Raw genomic sequence first — 19,006 nt, 5'->3', positions numbered from 1 at the left:
GTTAGCGAGAGGGCCCGGCGCGGGTCATCCCCCTCCACGGGGGTGTGGGCGCTCCCCGCTCAGCGGGCGACGGCGAGCAGCGCGCCTGTCTCCATCGCCACCCACACGGTGCCGGAGGCGTCGACGGCGAGGCCGTGGGGCTCCTCGTGCCCCGAGGGAGCGAGGTCGATGAGCTCGACGGTGCCGTCGACGTCGAGGTGGGCGAGCTCGTTCGCCCCCCAGAGCGTCACCCAGAAGCCGCCGGCGGGGTCGACGCAGAGTGCGTGCGGCTTCGATTCCGGCCACGGCAGCGGATGCTCGGTGAACTTCCCCTGCCTGTCCACCCTCCCGACGGCGCCGGCGAGGATCTCGGTGAACCAGGCCGCCCCGTCGTCGCCCACGACGATGCCCACCGGCCCGGAGTGCGGGGTGGGGATCTCGAACAGCTGCACCGCCGAGTCGCCGCCCCTGATGTAGCCGATGGCGTTGGCCTGGTTCGCCGTGAACCAGAGGCTCTCGCCGGAGGAGGCGATCATCGACACGAAGCCCTCGTCGGTGCCCGACGGGAATTCGGTGACCCGCCCGAACAGGTCGATGTGCCCGAGCGCGTCGCGCCCCAGCTCGGTGAACCAGGCCGTGCCGTCGGCCTGCGAGGCGATGCCGAACGGCTGGGCCTCGGGCGTCGGAACGTCGATGCGGCGCACCACGCCGGCCGGCCCCACCAGCACGAGCGCGTCGCCGCCGGTGTCGGAGACCCAGACGGTGTCCTCACCCGCGGCGACCACCTGCGAGCTCTGCATCGGGCCCACCCCGGATGCGACGGAGACCTGCGTACGCTCGAACGGCAGCCGAGCATCCGTTCCGGCAGCACCGGGCCGCCCGGGCACTGCCCGCACCACCGCGCCCGCGTGCACCAGCGTGCACCACACCGCCCCGTCGTCGGTGATCGCCACCGAGTAGGGGCCCTCGCCCCGCGAACCGACTTCGTGTACCGCGATGGAACTCATGCCGCGAGCCTAGCCGGGGGCGCGCCGCACGAGAGGGCCGGCGGGCGACGCGTGTCAGCGCACGCGGCGAGCGGTGAACTGCAGGCGGGGGTGGGCGAAGGCCTCCTGCGTCTCCACGATGCGGAGTTCCCGCTCGCCGGAGCGGTGCGTGGCCTCGATGAGGTCGAAGACGCTCGATGCGGTGCGCTCGAGCGCGGTCTGCAGGCTCCCGGTCTCGCGGTAGTGGGCGGTGAACAGGGCGGCGGTGACGTCGCCCGAGCCGTTCGCCTTCAAGGGGATGCGGGGGGTCTGCACGAGCCACCCCTCGTCGCCGTCGGCGGCGAGCATCTCGATGGTGTCGGGCTCGCGGTCGGGGCGCTCCACGCTGGTGACGAGCACCACCGAGGGGCCCATGTTGCGGGCGAGGTCGACCGCGTCGAGGGTCGATTCGAGCGAGGCGGGCTCGGTGCCGGTCAGGTAGCCGAGCTCGAACTGGTTGGGGGTGATGATGTCGGCGACCGGCACGACCCGGTCGCGCAGCAGGTCGGGGATCTCGGGGGCGACGAAGCACCCCGACACCGCGTTGCCCATCACGGGGTCGCAGGCGTAGACGGCCGAGGGGTTCGCGGCCTTCACGCGGCGCACGGCGTCGATCACGACGTCGGCGACACCCGAGTCGCCCTGGTACCCCGAGAGAACGACGTCGACGCTCGGGAAGGCGCCGCGCTCCTCGATGCCGAGGATCACCTCGTGCACGTCGGAGGGGGCGATGCGCGGTCCGCGCCAGGCACCGTACCCCGTGTGGTTCGAGAAAGTGACCGTGTAGACGGGAAGCACCTCGACCCCGATGCGCTGCAGGGGGAAGACCGCCGCCGAGTTGCCGACATGCCCGTAGGCGACCGCAGACTGGATGGAGAGCACCTTCATCCCTCGACGATATCCCAGATGGCGACAGGGTCTGCCGTCAGGCCGGGTAGACTGGGGTACCTGCCCTCTCCCCGACCTGAGGAGTCCGCGTGATCGTTGTCCTGCTGCTGTTCGCAGGACTGACGGCGCTCACTCCCCTCCTCACGCGCATCCTGTCGACCCGGGTCTTCTACCTCGTGGCCTCGCTGCCGGCCGGAGCCTTCGTCTACACGCTCACGCAGGCGCCCGTCGTGCTCGAGGGCGGCTCGGTCGCCGAGATGCTGCCGTGGATTCCGCAGTTGTCGATCGCCCTCTCGTTCCGCGTCGACACGCTCAGCTGGCTGCTCTCGCTCGTCGTGCTCGGCGTCGGAGCGCTCGTGCTGGTGTACTGCGCCCGCTACTTCTCGCCCCGGGAGCCGCAGCTCGGGCGCTTCGCCGCTCTCCTGCTCGCCTTCGCCGGCGTCATGTACGGGCTCGTCACCGCCGACGACATCTACGTCATGTTCATGTTCTGGGAGATCACGAGCGTGCTCTCCTACCTCCTCATCGGCCACTACACCGCCCGGAAGGAGAGCCGAGGCGCCGCACTGCAGGCGTTGCTCGTCACCACCTTCGGCGGGCTCGCGATGCTGGTCGGCATCATCCTGCTCACGGTCGACGCCGGCACCACATCGCTCGCCGAGCTCGTTGCGGCGCCGCCGGAGGGCAGCGCGCTCGTCACCACCTCCATCATGCTCATCCTCGCCGGGGCGCTGTCGAAGTCGGCGATCGCGCCGTTCCACTTCTGGCTGCCGGCCGCGATGGCCGCCCCCACCCCGGTGAGCGCCTACCTGCACGCCGCGGCCATGGTGAAGGCCGGCATCTACCTCATCGCGCGCCTCGCCCCCGGCTTCGTCGACACCCCCGGCTGGACCCCCGTGCTCGTCACGCTCGGGGTCTGGACCATGCTGCTCGGCGCCTGGCGCTCGCTCCGCCAGTACGACCTCAAGCTGCTGCTGGCGTACGGCACCGTGTCGCAACTCGGCTTCCTCACCGTGGTCGTCGGCTTCGGCACCCGCGACACCGCTCTCGCCGGAGCGGCGCTGCTGCTCGGTCATGCCCTGTTCAAAGCGACCCTCTTCCTCGTCGTCGGCATCGTCGACCACGACGAGGGCACCCGCGACCTGCGCGAGATCTCCGGTCTCGGGCGGCGGCGCCCGGTGCTCGCCACCGTCGGCTTCATCGCCGTCGCCTCCATGGCGGGGCTGCCGCCGCTGCTCGGCTTCGTGGCGAAAGAAGCAGTGCTCACCTCCCTCCTCGAATCGCATTCCGTCTGGGGCATACTGGCGCTCGTCGGCGTCTCCCTCGGCTCCGTGCTCACCGTCGCCTACTCCGCCCGCTTCTTCTGGGGAGCGTTCATGGCGAAGAAGCAGGTGCAGCCGGCCGAGCAGCCGGCGCCGCAGCACAAGCCCGACCCGCTCATCCTGATCGCCCCGCTCATCCTCACCGTTGCCACGATCGCCGGAGGCCTTCTCGCCACCCCGCTCGGCAAGGCACTCGAGCCCTACGCCGACACCGTGCCCCACGACTTCGCCTACGTGGCGGGCGAGGGCCCGTACCACCTCGCGCTCTGGCACGGTCTCGAGCCGGCGCTCGGCATCTCGGCCCTCATCATCGCCGCAGGGCTCGTGCTGTTCGCCCTGCGACGACCGTTCGCCCGCCTGCAGCGCAAGGTGCCGCACACCTTCGACGCCGCCCGCGACTACCTCCGCATCGTGCGCGGGGTCGACGCCCTCGCCGCGCGCACGACGGTCTTCGCGCAGAAGGGCGGCCTGCCCCAGTACATCGGCACCATCCTCATGGTCTTCGTCATCTGCCTGGGAGCGACGACCGCCCTCAACCGCACCTGGCCCGACACCTTCGTGCTCTGGGACTATCCGGCGCAGGTCTTCGTCGCCGCCGCCATGGGCGTCGCCGCCGTGATGGCCGCGCGCGCCACCCACCGCCTCGCCGCCGTGCTGCTGGTGGGCGCGACCGGCTTCGGCCTCGTCGTGCTGTTCGCCTTCCACGGCGCGCCCGACCTGGCCCTCACCCAGGCGCTCGTGGAGACGGTGACGGTGGTGGTGTTCATCCTCGTGCTCCGCCGTCTCCCCCCGAAGATCGCTCAGCACAACAGGCCGGTGCGCCGGGGCCGCCGCATCGTGATCGGCGTGCTGGTGGGCGCGACGATGGGTGTGGTGGGCTACGTCGCCGCGGGGGCGCGGCAGGCCGGCAGCATGGCCGAAGAACTGGCCCGCCTCGCCGTCGAGGAGGGCCACGGGCTGAACGTCGTGAACGTGATGCTCGTCGACATCAGGGCCTGGGACACCATGAACGAGCTCTCCGTGCTCATCGTGGTGGCCACCGGCGTCGCCAGCCTGCTCTTCGTCACCGGCCGCAACATCACCATTCCGAGGCTCCGCGAGTCGAAGGGCCGCCGGCAGGGCACGGCCCGGGTGAAGCTCGTGAACGACCCCCACACCTCCGACGACGCGCCCGACGACCGTCAGCACTCGTGGCTGCTCGGCGGCAAGACGCTGTCGCCGGTGAACCGCTCGCTCATTCTCGAGGTGCTCGTGCGGCTCATCTTCCACCCGGCGATCGTGGTGTCGATCTTCCTGCTGTTCGCCGGCCACAACGAACCGGGCGGCGGCTTCGCCGGCGGCGTGCTCGCGGGTCTCGCGCTCATCGCCCGCTACCTCGCCGGCGGTCGCTACGAGCTCGGCGAGGCGCTGCCCATCGGCCCTGGCGCCCTGCTCGGCGTCGGGATGCTGCTGGCCACCGGCACCGCGATCGGCTCGCTCTTCCTGGGCGCCGACGTCCTCACCTCCGCCTACTTCTCCACCGAGCTGCCGGTGCTCGGCTACGTCTCCTTCGGCACCTCCACCATCTTCGACATCGGCGTGTACCTCGTGGTGGTCGGCGTCATCCTCGACATCCTGCGCGCCCTCGGCGGCGAGGTCGACCGGCAGCAGGCGGAGGCCGAGGCCGGCGGCGACGGTTCGGGAGACGACGACGCCGACGGCCACTCGGTCGTCGCCGACGAGGCCGAGCGCGGCGCAGTCACCGCCGGCACCGCCCCGGGAGGAGGTGGCCCCCGATGAACGCCTCCCTCACCCTCATCGTGCTGATGGCGCTGATGTACGGCACCGGCGTCTACGTGATGCTGGAGCGCAGTCTTACGCGCATCCTCATCGGCTTCCTGCTCGTCGGCAACGCCACGAACCTGCTCATCTTCATCATGTCGGGCCGCTCCGGAGCATCGCCGATCATCGACGACGGCACGACGGGCGCAGAGATCGTCGACCCGGTGCCCCAGGTGCTGATGCTCACCGCGATCGTCATCAACTTCGGTGTCACCGCGTTCATCCTCGCCCTCATCTACCGCTCCTGGTGGCTGTCGAACCTCGGCGACGAGGGCGACGACGTGATGAGCGACGAGGACGAGGAGGACGCCATCTCGGCCGACCAGGCGGAGCAGTTCCACGCAGGGCTGAGCGGAGACGACGCCGCGGTGCTCGAGGTTCTGGAGGAGGACGCCGATCACGACGACGACGAGCACGACCTCGACCACGTCGATCCGAGCGAACGCGACAGGGACGTGATGCGATGAACGCCCTGGCACCCCTGCTCGTGCTCATCCCGCTCGTCGGGGCGGCCTTCACGCTCATCCTCGGCCGTTACCCGAGGGTGCAGATCGCCATCTCCGTCACGGCGCTCACCGCGGTGACGGCGGCTGCCGCCGTGCTGCTCGGCTACGTCGACAACACCGGCGACCCGGTGGTGGTGCGGGTCGGCGGCTGGGAACCGCCCTTCGGCATCGTGCTGGTGGTCGATCGGCTGTCGGCGATCATGGTCGTGGTCTCGGCCCTGATGCTGCTCGGCGTGCTCGTGTTCGCGGTGGGCCAGGGCATCGCCGACCGCGACCGCGACACCCCGGTGTCGATCTTCCACCCCACCTACCTCATCCTGTCGGCGGGCCTGTTCGACGCCTTCATCGCGGGCGACCTGTTCAACATGTACGTGGGCTTCGAGATGCTGCTCGCGGCCAGCTACGTGCTGCTCACCCTCGGCGGAACCGGGTCGCGCATCCGGGCCGGCGTCACCTACGTGGTGGTGAGCCTGGTGTCGTCGTTGCTGTTCCTCGGCGCGATCGCGCTGATCTACGGGGCCACCGGAACCGTCACCATGGCACTGCTGTCGGAGCGTCTCGGCGATCTGCCGCTCGACGTGCAGGCGATCCTCTGCGCGGCGCTGCTCGTGGGCTTCGCGGTGAAGGCGGCGGTGTTCCCGCTGTCGTTCTGGTTGCCGGATTCCTACCCGACGGCGCCCGCGCCGGTGACCGCGGTGTTCGCGGGCCTGCTCACGAAAGTGGGCGTGTACGCGATCATCCGCACCGACAAGCTGCTGTTCTTCGACGTTCCGCTGATGGTGCCGCTGCTCATCGTGGGCGGGCTGACGATGCTCATCGGCATCCTCGGCGCGCTCGCCCAGGCCGATGTGAAGAGACTGCTGTCGTTCACATTGGTGAGCCACATCGGGTACATGATCTTCGGTGTCGCCCTGGGCACCGAACTCGCCATGGGCGCCACGATCTACTACATCGTGCACCACATCGCCGTGCAGACCGCGCTGTTCCTCGTGGTCGGACTCGTCGAACGCGTCGGAGGCTCGACCTCCATCACGAAGCTCGGCGGGCTTCTGCGCAAGGCGCCGTTCGTGGCCGCCCTGTTCTTCATCGGGGCCCTCAACCTCGGCGGCATCCCGCCGTTCTCGGGTTTCCTCGGCAAGGTCGGACTGTTCGAAGCCGGTGCGCAGAGCCCATCGCCGCTCGTCTACGTGCTCATCGGGGCCGGAACGGTCACGTCACTGCTCACCCTCTACGCCCTCATGCGGGTGTGGAACATGGCGTTCTGGCGGTCGAAAGACGAGGTCGAGGGCTACGAGTCGCCCCTCATCGAGTCGCTGCAGGAGAGCCCGGATGCGAACCGCGGCACCACGAAGACGGCGACCGTGACCGAGACGGGAACCCTCGCTCCGGTGCGCACCTCGAAGCTCATGACGGGCGCGACGACGGGCCTCATCGTGTTGACCCTCTGCCTCACCGTGTTCGCCGGGCCGCTGTTCTCCCTCACTCAGCGGGCGGCGATCAACGTCGTCACCCCCGCGAACTACGTCGACTCCGTCTTCCCGGGAGGTGCGCCGTGAAAGCCGTGATCGCCTCCGGTGTCGTCCCGTTCCTCGGGTTGGTGCTGCTCTGGATGCTGCTCTGGGGCGAGTTCACCGTCATCAACCTGCTCATCGGCGTGCTGCTGGCCCTTCTCGTGTCGATCACCTTCTATCTGCCTGCGGTGCGGCTGAGCGGACGGCTCAACCTGTTCTGGGCCGCCGTGATGTTCGGGCGTCTGCTCGTCGACATCGTCGTGGCGTCGCTGCAGATCACCTGGGTGGCGATCAACCCGCGCTACCGACCGTCGAACGCGATCATCGCGGTGCAGCTGCGCAGCCGCTCCGACCTCGTCATGACCTTCACCGGGGAGGCGGTCTCCCTCGTGCCCGGCTCGATCGTGCTCGATCTCGATCGGGACGAGGGGATCCTGTACCTGCACTCGCTGAACGTCACGTCTGCCGATCAGATCCCGAAGCTCAAGCGCGACGTGCTGTCGACCGAGCGGCGCATCATCCTCGCGGGCGGGTCGCGCGACGACCTCGAGCGGCTGCGCGCCGAGGAGCAGAAGACGGCGGATGCCGGCGCCGGAAAGGAGTCGGCATCGTGATCGTCGTCATCGTCATCGCCGGAGCGCTCATGGCCGCCGGCGCCGTGGGTGCGCTCTACCGCATCATCACGGGCCCATCGGCCCTCGACCGCATCATCGCCTCGGATGTGCTGGTCGCCACCGCGATCATCGCCATCGGAGCCGAGATGGCGATCAACCGGCACACCGACAACCTGCCCGTCATGCTCGGGCTCGCCCTGTTCGGCATCGTGGGCTCGGTCAGCGTCGCCCGCTTCATCTCGTCGAGGGACGACACCTGATGGACATCCGTGACGTCATCACCGCCGTGCTGGTGCTGCTCGCCGCCCTCATGTGCTTCGCGGCCGGGGTGGGCCTCATCCGCTTCCCCGACGTGCTGTCGCGCCTGCACGCCGCGACGAAACCGCAGATTCTCGGACTCATCGCCATCTCGGCCGACGTGGCCGTGTCGAACCCCTCGGCCGGCACCATCACGCTCGCCGTCGCCATCGTCTTCTTCCAGAGCCTCACCGCCCCGGTCTCGGCGCATCTCGCGGGCCGGGCGGCATACCGCACCAACCACTTCCGCCGCGACATCCTCATCGTCGACGAGTACACCCCCACCGACCCGCCGCGCGAGCCCCGCTCCGCATCTGACGGCGCGCCGCAGCTCTAGGTCAGCCTGTCGGCATCGAGCAATGCTGGACAACGCCGAGGCCGCGTTGTGGGAGGCCTGATCGCCGGCGTCCAGGCGCCCGCGTGAGGGCGGTTCAGTGGAGGAGGGACTGCCAGTTCGCGGGGACGTGGCCGCGGGGGCCGGGGGCGGGCTGGTCGAGGGGGTGGTGCGTGGGGGCGGCGAGGTGCGGGCCCTCCGTCTCGGAGGCGGTCTCGTAGTCCCAGAACCAGTCTTCTCCGGGTTCGTAGCTCTGGATGACGGGGTGGCCGGTCTCGGCGAAGTGCGCGGTGGCGTGCTGCGAGGGTGAGGAGTCGCAGCATCCGATGTGTCCGCACTGGGCGCAGCGGCGGAGGTGGAACCACCACCCGTGCTCAGGGTCGCAATCGGCGCAACCGGGGCCGCTCGGGGTGGCCAGGGGGTCGATTCCGCGGAGGGCTGTCACGGTAAAATCGTACGTCATGGACGACGCCGCGGCGCGGGAATGGAACGAGTTGGTGCGCGCCTCGCACCCCGAGCTCACGCCGGAACAGTTCGAGCGTCTCGCCGGCTACGGCGACTCGGCGCACCGCGAGACGGGAGAGGTGCTGTTCGCGGCGGGACAGGCGGCGCCCGACCTCATCGTCATCCGCTCGGGGTCGGTCGACCTCGTGCAGGCCGCCACCGTCGATGCGCCGGAGGAGGTGCTCGCCCGGTTCGAGGCCCACGACTTCCTCGGCGAGCTCAATCTGCTCACCGGCCAGCGCGTGTTCTTCGACGCGCGCGTCGCCGAGGCGGGCGAGATGGTGATGGTGTCGCAGGAGGCGTTCCGCCGCATCATGGCCGACGAGCCCGACCTCTCCGACCTCCTCCTGCGCGCTTTCATCGCCCGCCGCAGCAAGCTCCAGCGCAGTGCCGGCGCTCGCGGCATCGAGATCATCGGCAGCGCCTACTCCTCGAGCGCGCTCGCCCTGCGCACCTTCGCGGCGCGGCAGCAGCTCGCCCACGCCTGGTTCGACTGCGACAGCGTCGACGGCCACTCGCTGCTGCGCGCAGCAGGGCTCACCGCCGACGACCTGCCCGCCGTCATCCTCCCCGACGCCGTGTTGAAGAACGCCACCCCGGGGGTGCTGGCCGAGAACGTCGGCATCTCCGTGCCGCGGGGGTCATCAGAACGGATGCTCGACCTCGCCGTCATCGGAGCCGGCCCCGCCGGGCTGGCCGCCGCCATGTACGGCGCCTCGGAGGGGCTCGCCACCGTGCTGCTCGAGGCGGTCGCCACCGGCGGCCAGGCGGCGTCGAGCTCGCGCATCGAGAACTACCTCGGGTTCCCCTCGGGCCTCAGCGGCGCCGAGCTCACCGGCCGCGCCATGGTGCAGGCCGAGAAGTTCGGCGCCCGCCTCTACAGCCCGTGCAAGGTGGTGCGGCTCGACACCGGGTGCGGGCCGCTCGAGCTCACGCTCGACGACGACGAGGTGGTGCGGGCGCGTGCCGTGGTGATCGCGACCGGCGCCCAGTACCGCACCCTCCCCCTGCCCGGATGGTCGCACTTCGAGGGCGCGGGCATCTACTACGCCGCCACCGAGCTCGAGGCGAAGGCCTGCGGGCGCAGTGCGGTGACGGTGGTGGGCGGTGCGAACTCCTCCGGTCAGGCGGCGCTGTTCCTCGCCGAGCGCGGGGCGTCGGTGACGATCGCTGCCCGCCGCGACGAGCTGGGAGCCACGATGTCGGCCTACCTCGTCGATCGGCTGAAGGCCCACCGCCGCGTCACCATCCGCACGCGCACCGAGGTCACCGCGCTGCACGGCGACGCCTCGGGGGTGCAGCTCGCGGGCGTGACGCTCACCGACCGGGCGACCGGAGCATCCGTCGACCAGGAGTGCCGCGGACTGTTCTGCTTCATCGGCGCAGCGCCCTCGACGGCATGGCTCGGCGATCAGCTGCTCACCGATGAACCCGGCTTCGTGCTCACCGACGGCCTCCTCGGCCGCGACGAGTCGGAGTGGCCGGCGGCGTACGGCATCCTCGGGCGGGCGCCGCTCGCCTTCGAGACCAGCGTGCCCGCGGTGTTCGCCGCGGGCGACGTGCGCGCCGGTTCGATGAAGCGCGTCGCCGCCGCCGTCGGCGAGGGCGCGAGCGCCGTGCGCTCGGTGCACCAGGCCATCGGCGCCCGCGCCTAACGCAGGCGCTGCCCGCTCATGCCCACGCGCGAGTCGGTCGAGGGCGGGCCCGCTGCTTACCAGGGCAGGGGCAGGTAGCGCGCAAGGGCGCCCGCGTGGGCGCCTTCACCGGGCGCGACGAGCACGCCGTCGGCGTCGGCGAGGCCGCGCAGCATGGCGGCGCCGTGCCAGGGTGTCGGGAACGCCAGGTCGACCCCCGGGCGCGCTGCGTCGGGATGACGCGTGAAGGGGCGGAGCAGGGTGTGAGACCGGGCCGGGTCGATCGGCGTTCCGAGTTCGATCTCGCGGAGCGCCGCGAGGGGCCTCTCGAGCAGGCCCGCGAGGAGCGGGTGGAGGAGGGTCGTGCAGGTGAGCAGGGCGGCGAGCGGGTTGCCCGGGAGCCCCACGAACCAGCGGCCGTCTGGAGTACGGGCAAGGAACGCCGGGCCGCCGGGCCGCACGTCGATGCCGTCGACGACGAACTCGGCACCGGCCTCGAGCAGCACCGCGCGCACGTGGTCGGCGGCGGAGGCGCCCGTCCCGCCCGTGGTGACGACGACGTCGGGCGCCGGTACGGGCTCTCGTGCGCCGCCCGATGAGGAGGGGTTCAGGCCGAGCGCGAGCGTCGTCGAGCCGGCGGAGTCGCCGACGCGCTCCAGCGTCACCACCTCGCCGCCGAGGGCGTCGACGATGCCGGGGAGTGACGGGCCGAAGCTGTCACGCACCTGACCGGCGAGGGGCGAGCCCTGCGTCACGACCTCGTCACCCGTGAACGCGAGCGCGACGGTGGGGCGTCGCCTGGCCGAGAGGGTGTCGCATCCGGCCCCCGCCGCGACGGCCAAGTGCACTGGGCCGAGCACACTGCCGCGCGTGATCAACACGTCGCCGACGGATGCTTCGACCCCCGCGGCCCGCATGTGCTGCCCCGGGCGGGGTTCGTCGGCGGGACACCACGGGGCGCGGTGCAGCACGGGATGCGTGCCGTCGAGCATCCGGATCCGGCCGTTCTCGCTACGGAGCACGGCGTCGCAGCCCTCGGGGAGCAGCGACCCGGTGACGACGTCGACGGCGTCTCCCGGAGCGAGCACCTGCGGTGAGTCTGCGGGCGGAGCATCGGGGCGGAGCCGCCACGGGCCGGGCCCGCACACGGCCCAGCCGTCCATGGCCGATGACGCGAAGTGCGGCAGCGGTGTGCGCGCGACGACGTCGAGTGCAGCGACCCGCCCCAGGGCTTCGGCGAGCGGCACCTGCTCGGTCCACTCGGCGCCGTGGGCCGCGGCGGTGGCGGCGCCCGCCTCATGTGCCAGGCGCCGTGCATCGTGCCAGGTCGTCGCCGTGGGCGTGCGCGTGTCGGCTCGGGGTGCATCGCACGCAGGGCGGTGGGCTCGTGTCACGGCCGCCGACCGCCGTGCCGCTCGGCGAGGGCGGCGAGCGCCGCCGAGGCGCGGGCCTCGGCCTCGACCGGGTCGTCCCCCGCGGCCATCGCCCGGCCCACGGCGATGCCGAGCAGGTACGTGGTGACCGGCGCGGCAGGCCGCCGCACCGCGTGCGCCGCGACGCCGGCCAGGTCGAGCACGGCCGTGACGTCGGGCGTGAACCCGCTGATCTCGAGCTCCTCGCAGGCCAGCGCGGCCCACCCTGCGAGTTCGGCGGCGGTGTCGTCGGTGGGGGTGGTCATCGTGCTCCTCCGGAGTGCGTCGGGTGGTCGCCGGCGGCGACGGATGCGGTGGGCGGCGTCGCATCGAAGCGGGCGGCGTCGGCCCAGGTGTCGATGTCGGCGGTGTCGACGGTGGGGACGGGCACAGGGGCGAAGGTGAGGCCCTCGGTCAGGGTGCGCATCGAGGCGCCGTCGAGGCCGTGGGCGCGCTCGCGGCGGACGGCGGCGACCCGACGATCGAGGGCGGCACGACGGTACACGGCGAGGAGGGGCTGGAGGCGATCGTCGCGCCCGCGCGCCGCCCACGCGTCGATGGACTCGTCGGCGCCGTCACGGAGGACAGCCGCGAGCACTGCCGGAAGCGCACGGTCGACTCGGGGGTGGTCGCAGGCGATGACCGCGACGAGCGGTGCACGTGCGGCGGCGGGCCCCGCGGCCGCCGGGGCGGGCGGGCCCGAGAGGGCGGCGAGCCCCGCTGCGATGCCCGCCGCCGGGCCGCCGAAGGGCGGCGCCTCGCGCGTGCGCAGCACCGCGCAGGACGAGGCTCGCGGGTCGCGGAGGGTGTCGCCGAGCGCGGTGGTCTCGTCGTCTGGGCCGACCACGACGACCCTGCCGCCGGTGCCGGGCGAGCCGCCCTCACCGACGGCGACGGCCCCGCGGCCCGCCTCCACCGCTCGCTGCAGCAGGGTCGTGCTGCCCACCACGAGCGACGCCTTCGCCACACCGTCGAGGCGCGACGAGCGGCCCCCGGCCAAGACGATCACGTCGACGTGCATGTCTCCACCCTAGGCTCGACACCCGACTCGACACTCAACTCGACGCCGGGCGCGACCCCCGCCTGGTACACAGCACACCAGCCCCCCACAGAAGCGGGCCCGACGCCACCTTGCTCCCCGCGGCACCGCGTGATACCCCTGGACGATGGCCAGAATCACCGCCCGTCGCCGGGTGACCCGCATCACCGTGGGCGGCCCTCGCCAGCGCCGCGAAGACGTGCTCGCCGCCGAGGAGCCGCTCGAGATCAGGGTGGGCGGCCGCTCCCTCGCCATCACGATGCGCACGCCGGGGCACGATGTCGACCTCGCAGCGGGGTTCCTGGTGTCGGAGGGCGTCATCCGGCACGGCGACGACTTCGCCACCGCCCGCTACTGCGCCGGCGCCACCGACGAGGGCCTCAACACCTACAACGTGCTCGACGTCACCCTCGCCCCCGGCGTCGCAGCCCCCGACCCGAGCCTCGAGCGCAACTTCTTCACCACGAGCTCGTGCGGAATCTGCGGCAAGGCGAGCATCGACGCCGTGCGCACCCTCTCGCACCACGAGGTGCGCGGCGATGCGTTCGAGCTCGATGCCTCCGTGCTCGTCACCTTCCCCGACCGGCTGCGCGAGCAGCAGGCCGTGTTCGAGAAGACGGGTGGCCTGCACGCCGCCGCCCTGTTCGACGCGCTCACCGGCGAGCTGCTCGTGCTGCGTGAAGACGTGGGCCGCCACAACGCCGTCGACAAGGTGATCGGATGGGCGGTGAAAGAGAATCTGCTCCCCCTGCGCCACACCGTGCTCATGGTCTCCGGGCGCGCGAGCTTCGAGCTCACCCAGAAGGCATCGATGGCCGGCATCCCGATGCTCGCCGCCGTGTCGGCGCCGTCGTCGCTCGCGGCGGAGCTCGCCTCCGAGCTCGGCATGACGCTCGTCGGATTCCTCCGCGGCGAATCGATGGTGGTCTACAGCGGTGCGGAGCGCATCCGGTCGTCCGACACCGACCGCCGCGACGAGAACGCACCGGCACCAGAACCCGCACGCGCCCGCCCCGACCACCCGACCCCCGCCCTCTCCCCGACCGGAGCCACCCGATGACCGCCAAGCCCCCCGTCGACGACGTGACCGACGACGGCATCGAGGTCTCGCATCCGAAGCACTACGCCGTAGGCCTCCCCGGAGTCGTGCACTCCATGGAACCCGCCCTCCGCCAGCTCGGCGCCCGCCGCACCCTCGAGCTCATGACCTCGATCAACCAGCAGGGCGGCTTCGACTGCATGAGCTGCGCCTGGCCCGACCCCGATCACCGCAAGACGCTCGAGTTCTGCGAGAACGGCGCGAAGGCGGTGATCTGGGAGGCCACCCCCGTCACCGTGCCCTCGACGTTCTGGTCCGAGCACTCGCTCACCGAGCTGGCCGAGAAGTCGGAGTACTGGCTCGGCATGCAGGGCCGGCTCACCGAGCCGGTCTACAAGCCCGCCGACTCCGATCACTACCGCCCGGTCGGCTGGGACGAGGCGTTCGAGCGCATCGCGGCCAACCTCAACGCGCTCGACTCGCCGAACCGCGCGGCCTTCTACACCAGCGGCCGCGCGTCGAACGAGGCGGCCTTCGCCTACCAGCTCTTCGTGCGCGCCTTCGGCACCAACAACCTCCCCGACTGCTCGAACATGTGCCACGAGTCGACCGGCACGGCGCTCAGCGAGACCATCGGCATCGGCAAGTCGACGGTCTCGTACGACGACTTCGAGAAGGCCGAGCTCATCATCGTGATGGGCCAGAACCCGGGCACGAACCACCCGCGCATGCTCACCGCCCTCGAAGACGCCAAGAAGGCGGGCGCCACCATCGTGTCGGTGAACCCGCTGCCCGAGGCCGCGCTCGAACGCTACAAGAATCCGCAGTCGGTGCGCGGGATGCTCGGCAAGGGCACCGTCATCTCCGACCAGTTCCTGCAGATCAGGCTGGGCGGCGACATGGCGCTGCTGCAGGCGCTGTCGAAGCGGGTGCTGGCGGCCGAGGCGGCGGCGCCCGGCACGGTGCTCGACCGCGTGTTCCTCGACGAGCACTGCATCGGCTTCGACGCCCTCGCCGCGCACCTCGCCGAGCTCGACGAGGCCAAGGTGATCGAGGCGACCGGGCTCACCTCGGGCGAGATCGACGAGCTCGCCGATCGGTACATCCGCTCGAACGCCACCATCATCACGTGGGCGATGGGCGTCACCCAGCACAAGAAGGCCGTGGCGAGCATCAAGGAGATCGTCAACCTCCTGCTCCTGCGCGGCAACATCGGCAAGCCGGGCGCGGGCGCGTCGCCGGTGCGCGGGCACAGCAACGTCCAGGGCGACCGCACGATGGGCATCTGGGAACGGATGCCCCCCGCCTTCCTCGACGCGATGGAGCGCGAATTCGGGCTGCCGATGCCGCGCGAGGTCGGGGTGGATGCGGTCGACGCCATCCGGGCGATGCAGCGCGGTGAGATCTCGACCTGGGTCTCGCTCGGCGGCAACTTCGTGGGTGCGATCTCCGACACGGCGGCGGCCGAGGCGGCGATGCGCGGCACGGGCATGACGGTGCAGATCTCGACCAAGCTCAACCGCTCGCACGCGGTGACGGGTGCGGAGGCCATCATTCTGCCGACGCTCGGGCGCACCGAGATCGATCTGCGCGAATCCGGGCCCCAGATCGTGAGCGTGGAGGACTCGGTGTGCGCGGTGCACGCCTCGCACGGGCGCATCCCGCCCGTCGCCGACGGCCTGCTCTCGGAGGTGGCGATCGTGTCGCGGATGGCGCGGGCCACGCTCGGCTCGGCGGGCGTCTCGGGCGCGGGCATCGACTGGGCGGGCTTCGAAGACGACTACGACCTGCTGCGCGAGCACATCGCCCGCGTGGTTCCGGGGTGCGAGGGGTACAACGAGAAGATCCGGCGCAAGGAGGGGTTCGTGCTGCCGAACGGGCCGCGCGACTCGCGCACGTTCACCAACGCGGTGGGCAAGGCACTCCTCACGGTGAACGAGCTCGAGCCGCTGGTGTGCCCGCCGGGCCGCCTGCTGCTGCAGACGCTGCGGTCGCACGACCAGTTCAACACCACCATCTACAGCCTGAACGACCGCTACCGGGGCATCAAGAAGGGCCGCAACGTCGTGTTCGTGAACCCCGACGACCTGGCGTCGCTCGGCCTCGCCGACGGGCAGCTCGTCGACGTGTTCAGCGAGTGGCCGGGGCAGCCCGATCGCTCGCTGCGCGGGTTCCGCGTGGTGTCGTACCCCACGGCTCGCGGATGCGCGGCCGCCTACTTCCCCGAGGCGAACGTGCTCGTGCCGCTCGACTCCACGGCGGAGCGCAGCAACACCCCCGTGTCGAAGGCCATCGTGGTGCGGTTGGAGGCGGCGGCGGGGTGAGGGCTCGCGCCTCGAGGGACGCCCGGGATGGTCGCGCAATCTGCTCCTCAGACCACGGATGCGCGCAGTTCGAGCGACCAGGAGGCGCCATGGGTAGAGGTCGGGGCGGGCATCTAGGTAGACTGGTCTACCTAATGGGAGGGCTGTCATGGTCGGTGGTGCTGCATCCGCCAAGTCGCGTCTGCTCGATGCCGCGTCGCGGCTGTTCTACGAGGAGGGGATGACGGCCACCGGGATCGACACGATCACCGCGGCGGCCGGGGTCGCCAAGCAGAGCCTCTACAACAACTTCGCGTCGAAGGACGACCTCATGCTCGCCTACATCGAGGCCAGGCACGAGGAGTGGCTCGGGCTGTACCGGGAACGATTGGCCGGCGCCACGACCCCGCGGGAGCGGGTGCTGGCGGTGTTCGACGCCTACATCGACCACGCGCGATTCGAGTACGCGCGGGGGTTCCGCGGGTGCGGGCTGCTCAACGCGGCGGCCGAGCTGCCGGCCGGAGCGACGGGGCGGGATGCGGTGCGGCGACACAAGGAGCAGGTGGAGGGGCTGGTGCGGGAGCCGCTCGGCGAGCTCGTGCCTGATGCTCCGCGCGCCGACCGCCTCGCCGAGCACCTCTCCTTCCTGCTCGAGGGCTCGATGAGCCGCGCCGGCCTCGAGGGCGGCACACCCCGCCTCGAGCACGCCCGCGCCCTCGCGCTCGACCTGCTCGACGCGCTGTGAGCGGCACCGGCGGCGGCAGCGCGAGCCGGGCGCGCCTCGGCGGCATCGGGCGGCGCGCTGTGAGCCGCGGCAACCGGGGCCGCGCTGTGAGCGGTGGCGGCGCCTTCGGCGACACCGGGCGACGCCCGGCCAGCGGCAGTGGCGGCCGCACGGGCGGCCGCACTGCGCGCCGAGCGCGGCTCGGCGCCATCGGGCTGATCGCCCTCGCCTCCCTGCTGTGGGGAACGACGGGAACCGCGGCCACCTTCGCCCCCGACGCCGGGCCGCTCGCCATCGGCGCCGCCGCCCTCGGTATCGGCGGGCTGATGCAGGCCGCTATCGCGGTGCCGGCGTTGCGTGCTGCGTGGCCGGCCCTGCGCATCCGTCTGCCCCTCGTGCTGCTCGGGGCGGTCGCCGTGGCGGTCTACCCCCTCGCGTTCTACAGCTCGATGCGTCTCGCCGGCGTCGCCGTGGGATCGGTGGTGTCGCTCGCCTCGGCGCCCCTGGCCTCGGGGGTGCTCGAGCGCATCGTCGACCGCCTGCCACTCAGCCGGTGGTGGATGCTCGCCGCCGGGCTCGGGCTCGTCGGCTGCGTGCTGCTGAGCGTCTCGAAGCTCGAGGCGGGCGCGGGCGCGGGGGCGGAGGCGGAGGCCGTGGCGGCCGCGGGCGCTGACGTGCCCCTCGGCATCCTCCTCGGCCTGGTGGCGGGCGCCACCTACGCCGTCTACTCCTGGGTGGCGCGCCGCCTCATCGACGACGGCATCGGACGCGCCGCCTCCATGGGCGCCGTCTTCGGAGCCGGCGGCCTGCTGCTCATGCCCGTGCTGCTCGTGACGGGCGCGCCCCTCGTGGCGACCCCGCAGGCCTTCGCGGTGGCGGCGTACATGGCGCTGGTGCCGATGTTCCTCGGCTACCTGCTGTTCGGGTTCGGTCTCACGCGGGTCTCCGCGAGCACGGCCACCATCGTCACCCTCACCGAGCCCGCGGTGGCGGCTGTGCTGGCGGTGCTGGTGGTGGGCGAGCAGCTGAACGCGGTGGGCTGGGCCGGTCTCGGGGTGATCGCCCTCGTACTGGTGCTGCTCTCGGTGGCCCCGACGAACGCCCGCACATCCACCCGTCAGGGGATCACCACCGACCCGATCCTCGGCTAGCGTCGAGGAGACCGCCTCCGCGAGAGTCTTCTCCACCTACCAGAACGGCCCGCCCACCTATGAGCGACCTCACCCGCAGAACCCTGATCGGCACCGTGTGGGCTGCGCCCGTCATCGTCGCGGCGGCGGCCGCGCCCCTGGCTGCGGCGAGCACCGGCCCGACCATCGCCCTCGGCATCGCGGCGAACCCGGGCTCGGTCATCATCCATCGCGGCACCTCGCTCCGCCAGACTGTCGAGGTCACGGTCACGAACAACACGGGGCGCGCGACGCAGGGGGTGGTCAGCGTATCGATGCCCTACCAGGCACCCGCATCGGGCATCTTCATCGCCGACTTCCCGTCGGTCACCGGATGGTCGGTGACAATCGACGGCGGCACCGCGGTTCTGCAGACCCTCACCCCGCTCGCCGACGGAGCGAGCATCTCGTTCACCGCCACCGTCGAGTCGCAGAGCGCCTCCCCCGACTGGAACTTCCGCACCGGCCAGACCATCATCTCCGTCACGGTCTCGACACCCGGCGCAGCATCCGCCTCCCTCCCCCTCTGGGCAGCGACGGTCCCCGAGAGCTGACCCACCCCGCCTGCACGCCTTCCCGCCTTCCCTTCCGGGCGCGCACGCAGCACGAGCGCCCATAGACCTGTCACAAAGTGCCCCCTCACCACGCTCCAAGCGGCACTTTGTGACAGGTCGGCACCGCAGTGCCGCGCGCCGCGGGCCGCACTCCACTGGGCCGTCGGGTCCGTCGGCCCAGCAGGCCCCGACCGCACGATCGACACGTCACAAAACGCCGCCTCAGCACCCTTCAAGCGGCACTTCGTGACGGGTCGGCGACACGGTGGCGCGCGCATCGGCCCGCACCCCGCTGGGCCGTCGGCCCCGTCGGCCCCGCAGGCCCCGATCG

The 19,006-nt window shown here is 71.6% G+C and carries 18 protein-coding genes; 12 read left to right on the top strand and 6 right to left on the bottom strand.

Annotation, left to right across the window (positions count from 1 at the left end; all coding sequences use genetic code 11):
• Positions 1-59: 59 nt before the first annotated feature.
• Together ABFY20_RS01975 and pdxY are read right to left on the bottom strand one after the other, a co-directional pair.
• Complete coding sequence (locus ABFY20_RS01975; protein WP_368498275.1) at positions 60-986, bottom strand: hypothetical protein; 927 nt, start codon at positions 984-986, stop codon at positions 60-62.
• A 54-nt stretch (positions 987-1,040) separates the two neighbouring features.
• On the bottom strand, positions 1,041-1,892 hold the full coding sequence (gene pdxY, locus ABFY20_RS01970; protein WP_368498274.1) for a pyridoxal kinase PdxY: 852 nt from the start codon (positions 1,890-1,892) through the stop codon (positions 1,041-1,043).
• Between the two features lie 89 nt (positions 1,893-1,981).
• Here pdxY and ABFY20_RS01965 point away from each other — a divergent pair, with 89 nt between their 5' ends.
• The 6 genes from ABFY20_RS01965 to mnhG are packed head-to-tail and all read left to right on the top strand — an operon-like array spanning position 1,982 to position 8,300.
• The gene (locus ABFY20_RS01965; RefSeq protein ID WP_368498273.1) at positions 1,982-4,993 is read left to right on the top strand and encodes a Na+/H+ antiporter subunit A; all 3,012 of its coding nucleotides are present in this window, start codon (positions 1,982-1,984) and stop codon (positions 4,991-4,993) included.
• On the top strand, positions 4,990-5,502 hold the full coding sequence (locus ABFY20_RS01960) for a sodium:proton antiporter (RefSeq protein ID WP_368498272.1): 513 nt from the start codon (positions 4,990-4,992) through the stop codon (positions 5,500-5,502). The genes ABFY20_RS01965 and ABFY20_RS01960 overlap by 4 nt, the downstream gene beginning before the upstream one ends.
• Entirely contained in the window at positions 5,499-7,097 is a 1,599-nt protein-coding gene (locus tag ABFY20_RS01955; protein WP_368498271.1) for a Na+/H+ antiporter subunit D, read from the top strand. The genes ABFY20_RS01960 and ABFY20_RS01955 overlap by 4 nt, the downstream gene beginning before the upstream one ends.
• Complete coding sequence (locus tag ABFY20_RS01950; protein WP_368498270.1) at positions 7,094-7,666, top strand: Na+/H+ antiporter subunit E; 573 nt, start codon at positions 7,094-7,096, stop codon at positions 7,664-7,666. The genes ABFY20_RS01955 and ABFY20_RS01950 overlap by 4 nt, the downstream gene beginning before the upstream one ends.
• Complete coding sequence (locus ABFY20_RS01945; protein ID WP_368498269.1) at positions 7,663-7,926, top strand: monovalent cation/H+ antiporter complex subunit F; 264 nt, start codon at positions 7,663-7,665, stop codon at positions 7,924-7,926. The genes ABFY20_RS01950 and ABFY20_RS01945 overlap by 4 nt, the downstream gene beginning before the upstream one ends.
• Complete coding sequence (mnhG, locus tag ABFY20_RS01940) at positions 7,926-8,300, top strand: monovalent cation/H(+) antiporter subunit G (protein ID WP_368498268.1); 375 nt, start codon at positions 7,926-7,928, stop codon at positions 8,298-8,300. The genes ABFY20_RS01945 and mnhG overlap by 1 nt, the downstream gene beginning before the upstream one ends.
• Before the next feature lie 94 nt (positions 8,301-8,394).
• Here mnhG and ABFY20_RS01935 read toward each other — a convergent pair whose 3' ends face one another.
• Complete coding sequence (locus tag ABFY20_RS01935; RefSeq protein WP_368498267.1) at positions 8,395-8,760, bottom strand: UBP-type zinc finger domain-containing protein; 366 nt, start codon at positions 8,758-8,760, stop codon at positions 8,395-8,397.
• Between ABFY20_RS01935 and ABFY20_RS01930 the strand changes: the two genes are divergently transcribed.
• The gene (locus tag ABFY20_RS01930) at positions 8,759-10,456 is read left to right on the top strand and encodes an FAD-dependent oxidoreductase (RefSeq protein WP_368498266.1); all 1,698 of its coding nucleotides are present in this window, start codon (positions 8,759-8,761) and stop codon (positions 10,454-10,456) included. The two genes, ABFY20_RS01935 and ABFY20_RS01930, sit on opposite strands and share 2 nt — an antisense overlap.
• A gap of 56 nt (positions 10,457-10,512) precedes the next feature.
• On the opposite strand, the gene ABFY20_RS01925 is transcribed toward ABFY20_RS01930, so the two are convergent.
• Genes ABFY20_RS01925 through ABFY20_RS01915 form a run of 3 tightly spaced genes read right to left on the bottom strand, consistent with a single transcriptional unit; the run spans position 10,513 to position 12,868 of the window.
• The gene (locus tag ABFY20_RS01925) at positions 10,513-11,829 is read right to left on the bottom strand and encodes a molybdopterin molybdotransferase MoeA (protein WP_368498265.1); all 1,317 of its coding nucleotides are present in this window, start codon (positions 11,827-11,829) and stop codon (positions 10,513-10,515) included.
• Entirely contained in the window at positions 11,826-12,113 is a 288-nt protein-coding gene (locus ABFY20_RS01920; protein WP_368498264.1) for a DUF6457 domain-containing protein, read from the bottom strand. Before ABFY20_RS01920 ends, ABFY20_RS01925 begins: the two co-directional genes overlap by 4 nt.
• Positions 12,110-12,868 carry a molybdenum cofactor guanylyltransferase gene (locus ABFY20_RS01915; RefSeq protein WP_368498263.1) on the bottom strand — a complete coding sequence of 253 codons (759 nt, stop codon included), beginning with the start codon at positions 12,866-12,868 and terminating at the stop codon, positions 12,110-12,112. Before ABFY20_RS01915 ends, ABFY20_RS01920 begins: the two co-directional genes overlap by 4 nt.
• A gap of 145 nt (positions 12,869-13,013) precedes the next feature.
• Between ABFY20_RS01915 and fdhD the strand changes: the two genes are divergently transcribed.
• The 5 genes from fdhD to ABFY20_RS01890 all read left to right on the top strand — a co-directional run bounded on the left by fdhD (position 13,014) and on the right by ABFY20_RS01890 (position 18,675).
• Positions 13,014-13,946 carry a formate dehydrogenase accessory sulfurtransferase FdhD gene (gene fdhD, locus ABFY20_RS01910; RefSeq protein WP_368498262.1) on the top strand — a complete coding sequence of 311 codons (933 nt, stop codon included), beginning with the start codon at positions 13,014-13,016 and terminating at the stop codon, positions 13,944-13,946.
• Positions 13,943-16,249, top strand: coding sequence for an FdhF/YdeP family oxidoreductase (locus ABFY20_RS01905; protein WP_368498261.1), 2,307 nt, complete (start codon positions 13,943-13,945; stop codon positions 16,247-16,249). The genes fdhD and ABFY20_RS01905 overlap by 4 nt, the downstream gene beginning before the upstream one ends.
• Positions 16,250-16,397: 148 nt before the next feature.
• Complete coding sequence (locus ABFY20_RS01900) at positions 16,398-16,973, top strand: TetR/AcrR family transcriptional regulator (RefSeq protein ID WP_368498260.1); 576 nt, start codon at positions 16,398-16,400, stop codon at positions 16,971-16,973.
• Between the two features lie 188 nt (positions 16,974-17,161).
• Positions 17,162-18,103: a DMT family transporter gene (locus ABFY20_RS01895; protein ID WP_368499848.1), complete on the top strand. Its 942-nt coding sequence runs from the start codon at positions 17,162-17,164 to the stop codon at positions 18,101-18,103.
• A gap of 59 nt (positions 18,104-18,162) precedes the next feature.
• Positions 18,163-18,675: a hypothetical protein gene (locus ABFY20_RS01890; RefSeq protein ID WP_368498259.1), complete on the top strand. Its 513-nt coding sequence runs from the start codon at positions 18,163-18,165 to the stop codon at positions 18,673-18,675.
• Positions 18,676-19,006: the final 331 nt, after the last annotated feature.

The organism is Herbiconiux sp. A18JL235 (assembly GCF_040939305.1).
GTDB lineage: Bacteria > Actinomycetota > Actinomycetes > Actinomycetales > Microbacteriaceae > Herbiconiux.
The sequence above is the reverse complement of the archived record's forward strand: the minus strand, read 5'-3'. Positions and strand labels throughout refer to the sequence as shown.

Bases quoted from the DNA above. Each gene is read 5' to 3' on its own strand.
- ABFY20_RS01890 (WP_368498259.1), top strand. From the start codon at position 18,163: ATGAGCGACCTCACCCGCAGAACCCTGATCGGCACCGTGTGGGCTGCG.
- ABFY20_RS01915 (WP_368498263.1), bottom strand. From the start codon at position 12,868: ATGCACGTCGACGTGATCGTCTTGGCCGGGGGCCGCTCGTCGCGCCTC.
- mnhG (WP_368498268.1), top strand. From the start codon at position 7,926: ATGGACATCCGTGACGTCATCACCGCCGTGCTGGTGCTGCTCGCCGCC.
- ABFY20_RS01960 (WP_368498272.1), top strand. From the start codon at position 4,990: ATGAACGCCTCCCTCACCCTCATCGTGCTGATGGCGCTGATGTACGGC.
- ABFY20_RS01975 (WP_368498275.1), bottom strand. From the start codon at position 986: ATGAGTTCCATCGCGGTACACGAAGTCGGTTCGCGGGGCGAGGGCCCC.
- ABFY20_RS01900 (WP_368498260.1), top strand. From the start codon at position 16,398: ATGGTCGGTGGTGCTGCATCCGCCAAGTCGCGTCTGCTCGATGCCGCG.
- ABFY20_RS01935 (WP_368498267.1), bottom strand. From the start codon at position 8,760: ATGACGTACGATTTTACCGTGACAGCCCTCCGCGGAATCGACCCCCTG.
- ABFY20_RS01905 (WP_368498261.1), top strand. From the start codon at position 13,943: ATGACCGCCAAGCCCCCCGTCGACGACGTGACCGACGACGGCATCGAG.
- fdhD (WP_368498262.1), top strand. From the start codon at position 13,014: ATGGCCAGAATCACCGCCCGTCGCCGGGTGACCCGCATCACCGTGGGC.
- pdxY (WP_368498274.1), bottom strand. From the start codon at position 1,892: ATGAAGGTGCTCTCCATCCAGTCTGCGGTCGCCTACGGGCATGTCGGC.
- ABFY20_RS01920 (WP_368498264.1), bottom strand. From the start codon at position 12,113: ATGACCACCCCCACCGACGACACCGCCGCCGAACTCGCAGGGTGGGCC.
- ABFY20_RS01930 (WP_368498266.1), top strand. From the start codon at position 8,759: ATGGACGACGCCGCGGCGCGGGAATGGAACGAGTTGGTGCGCGCCTCG.
- ABFY20_RS01955 (WP_368498271.1), top strand. From the start codon at position 5,499: ATGAACGCCCTGGCACCCCTGCTCGTGCTCATCCCGCTCGTCGGGGCG.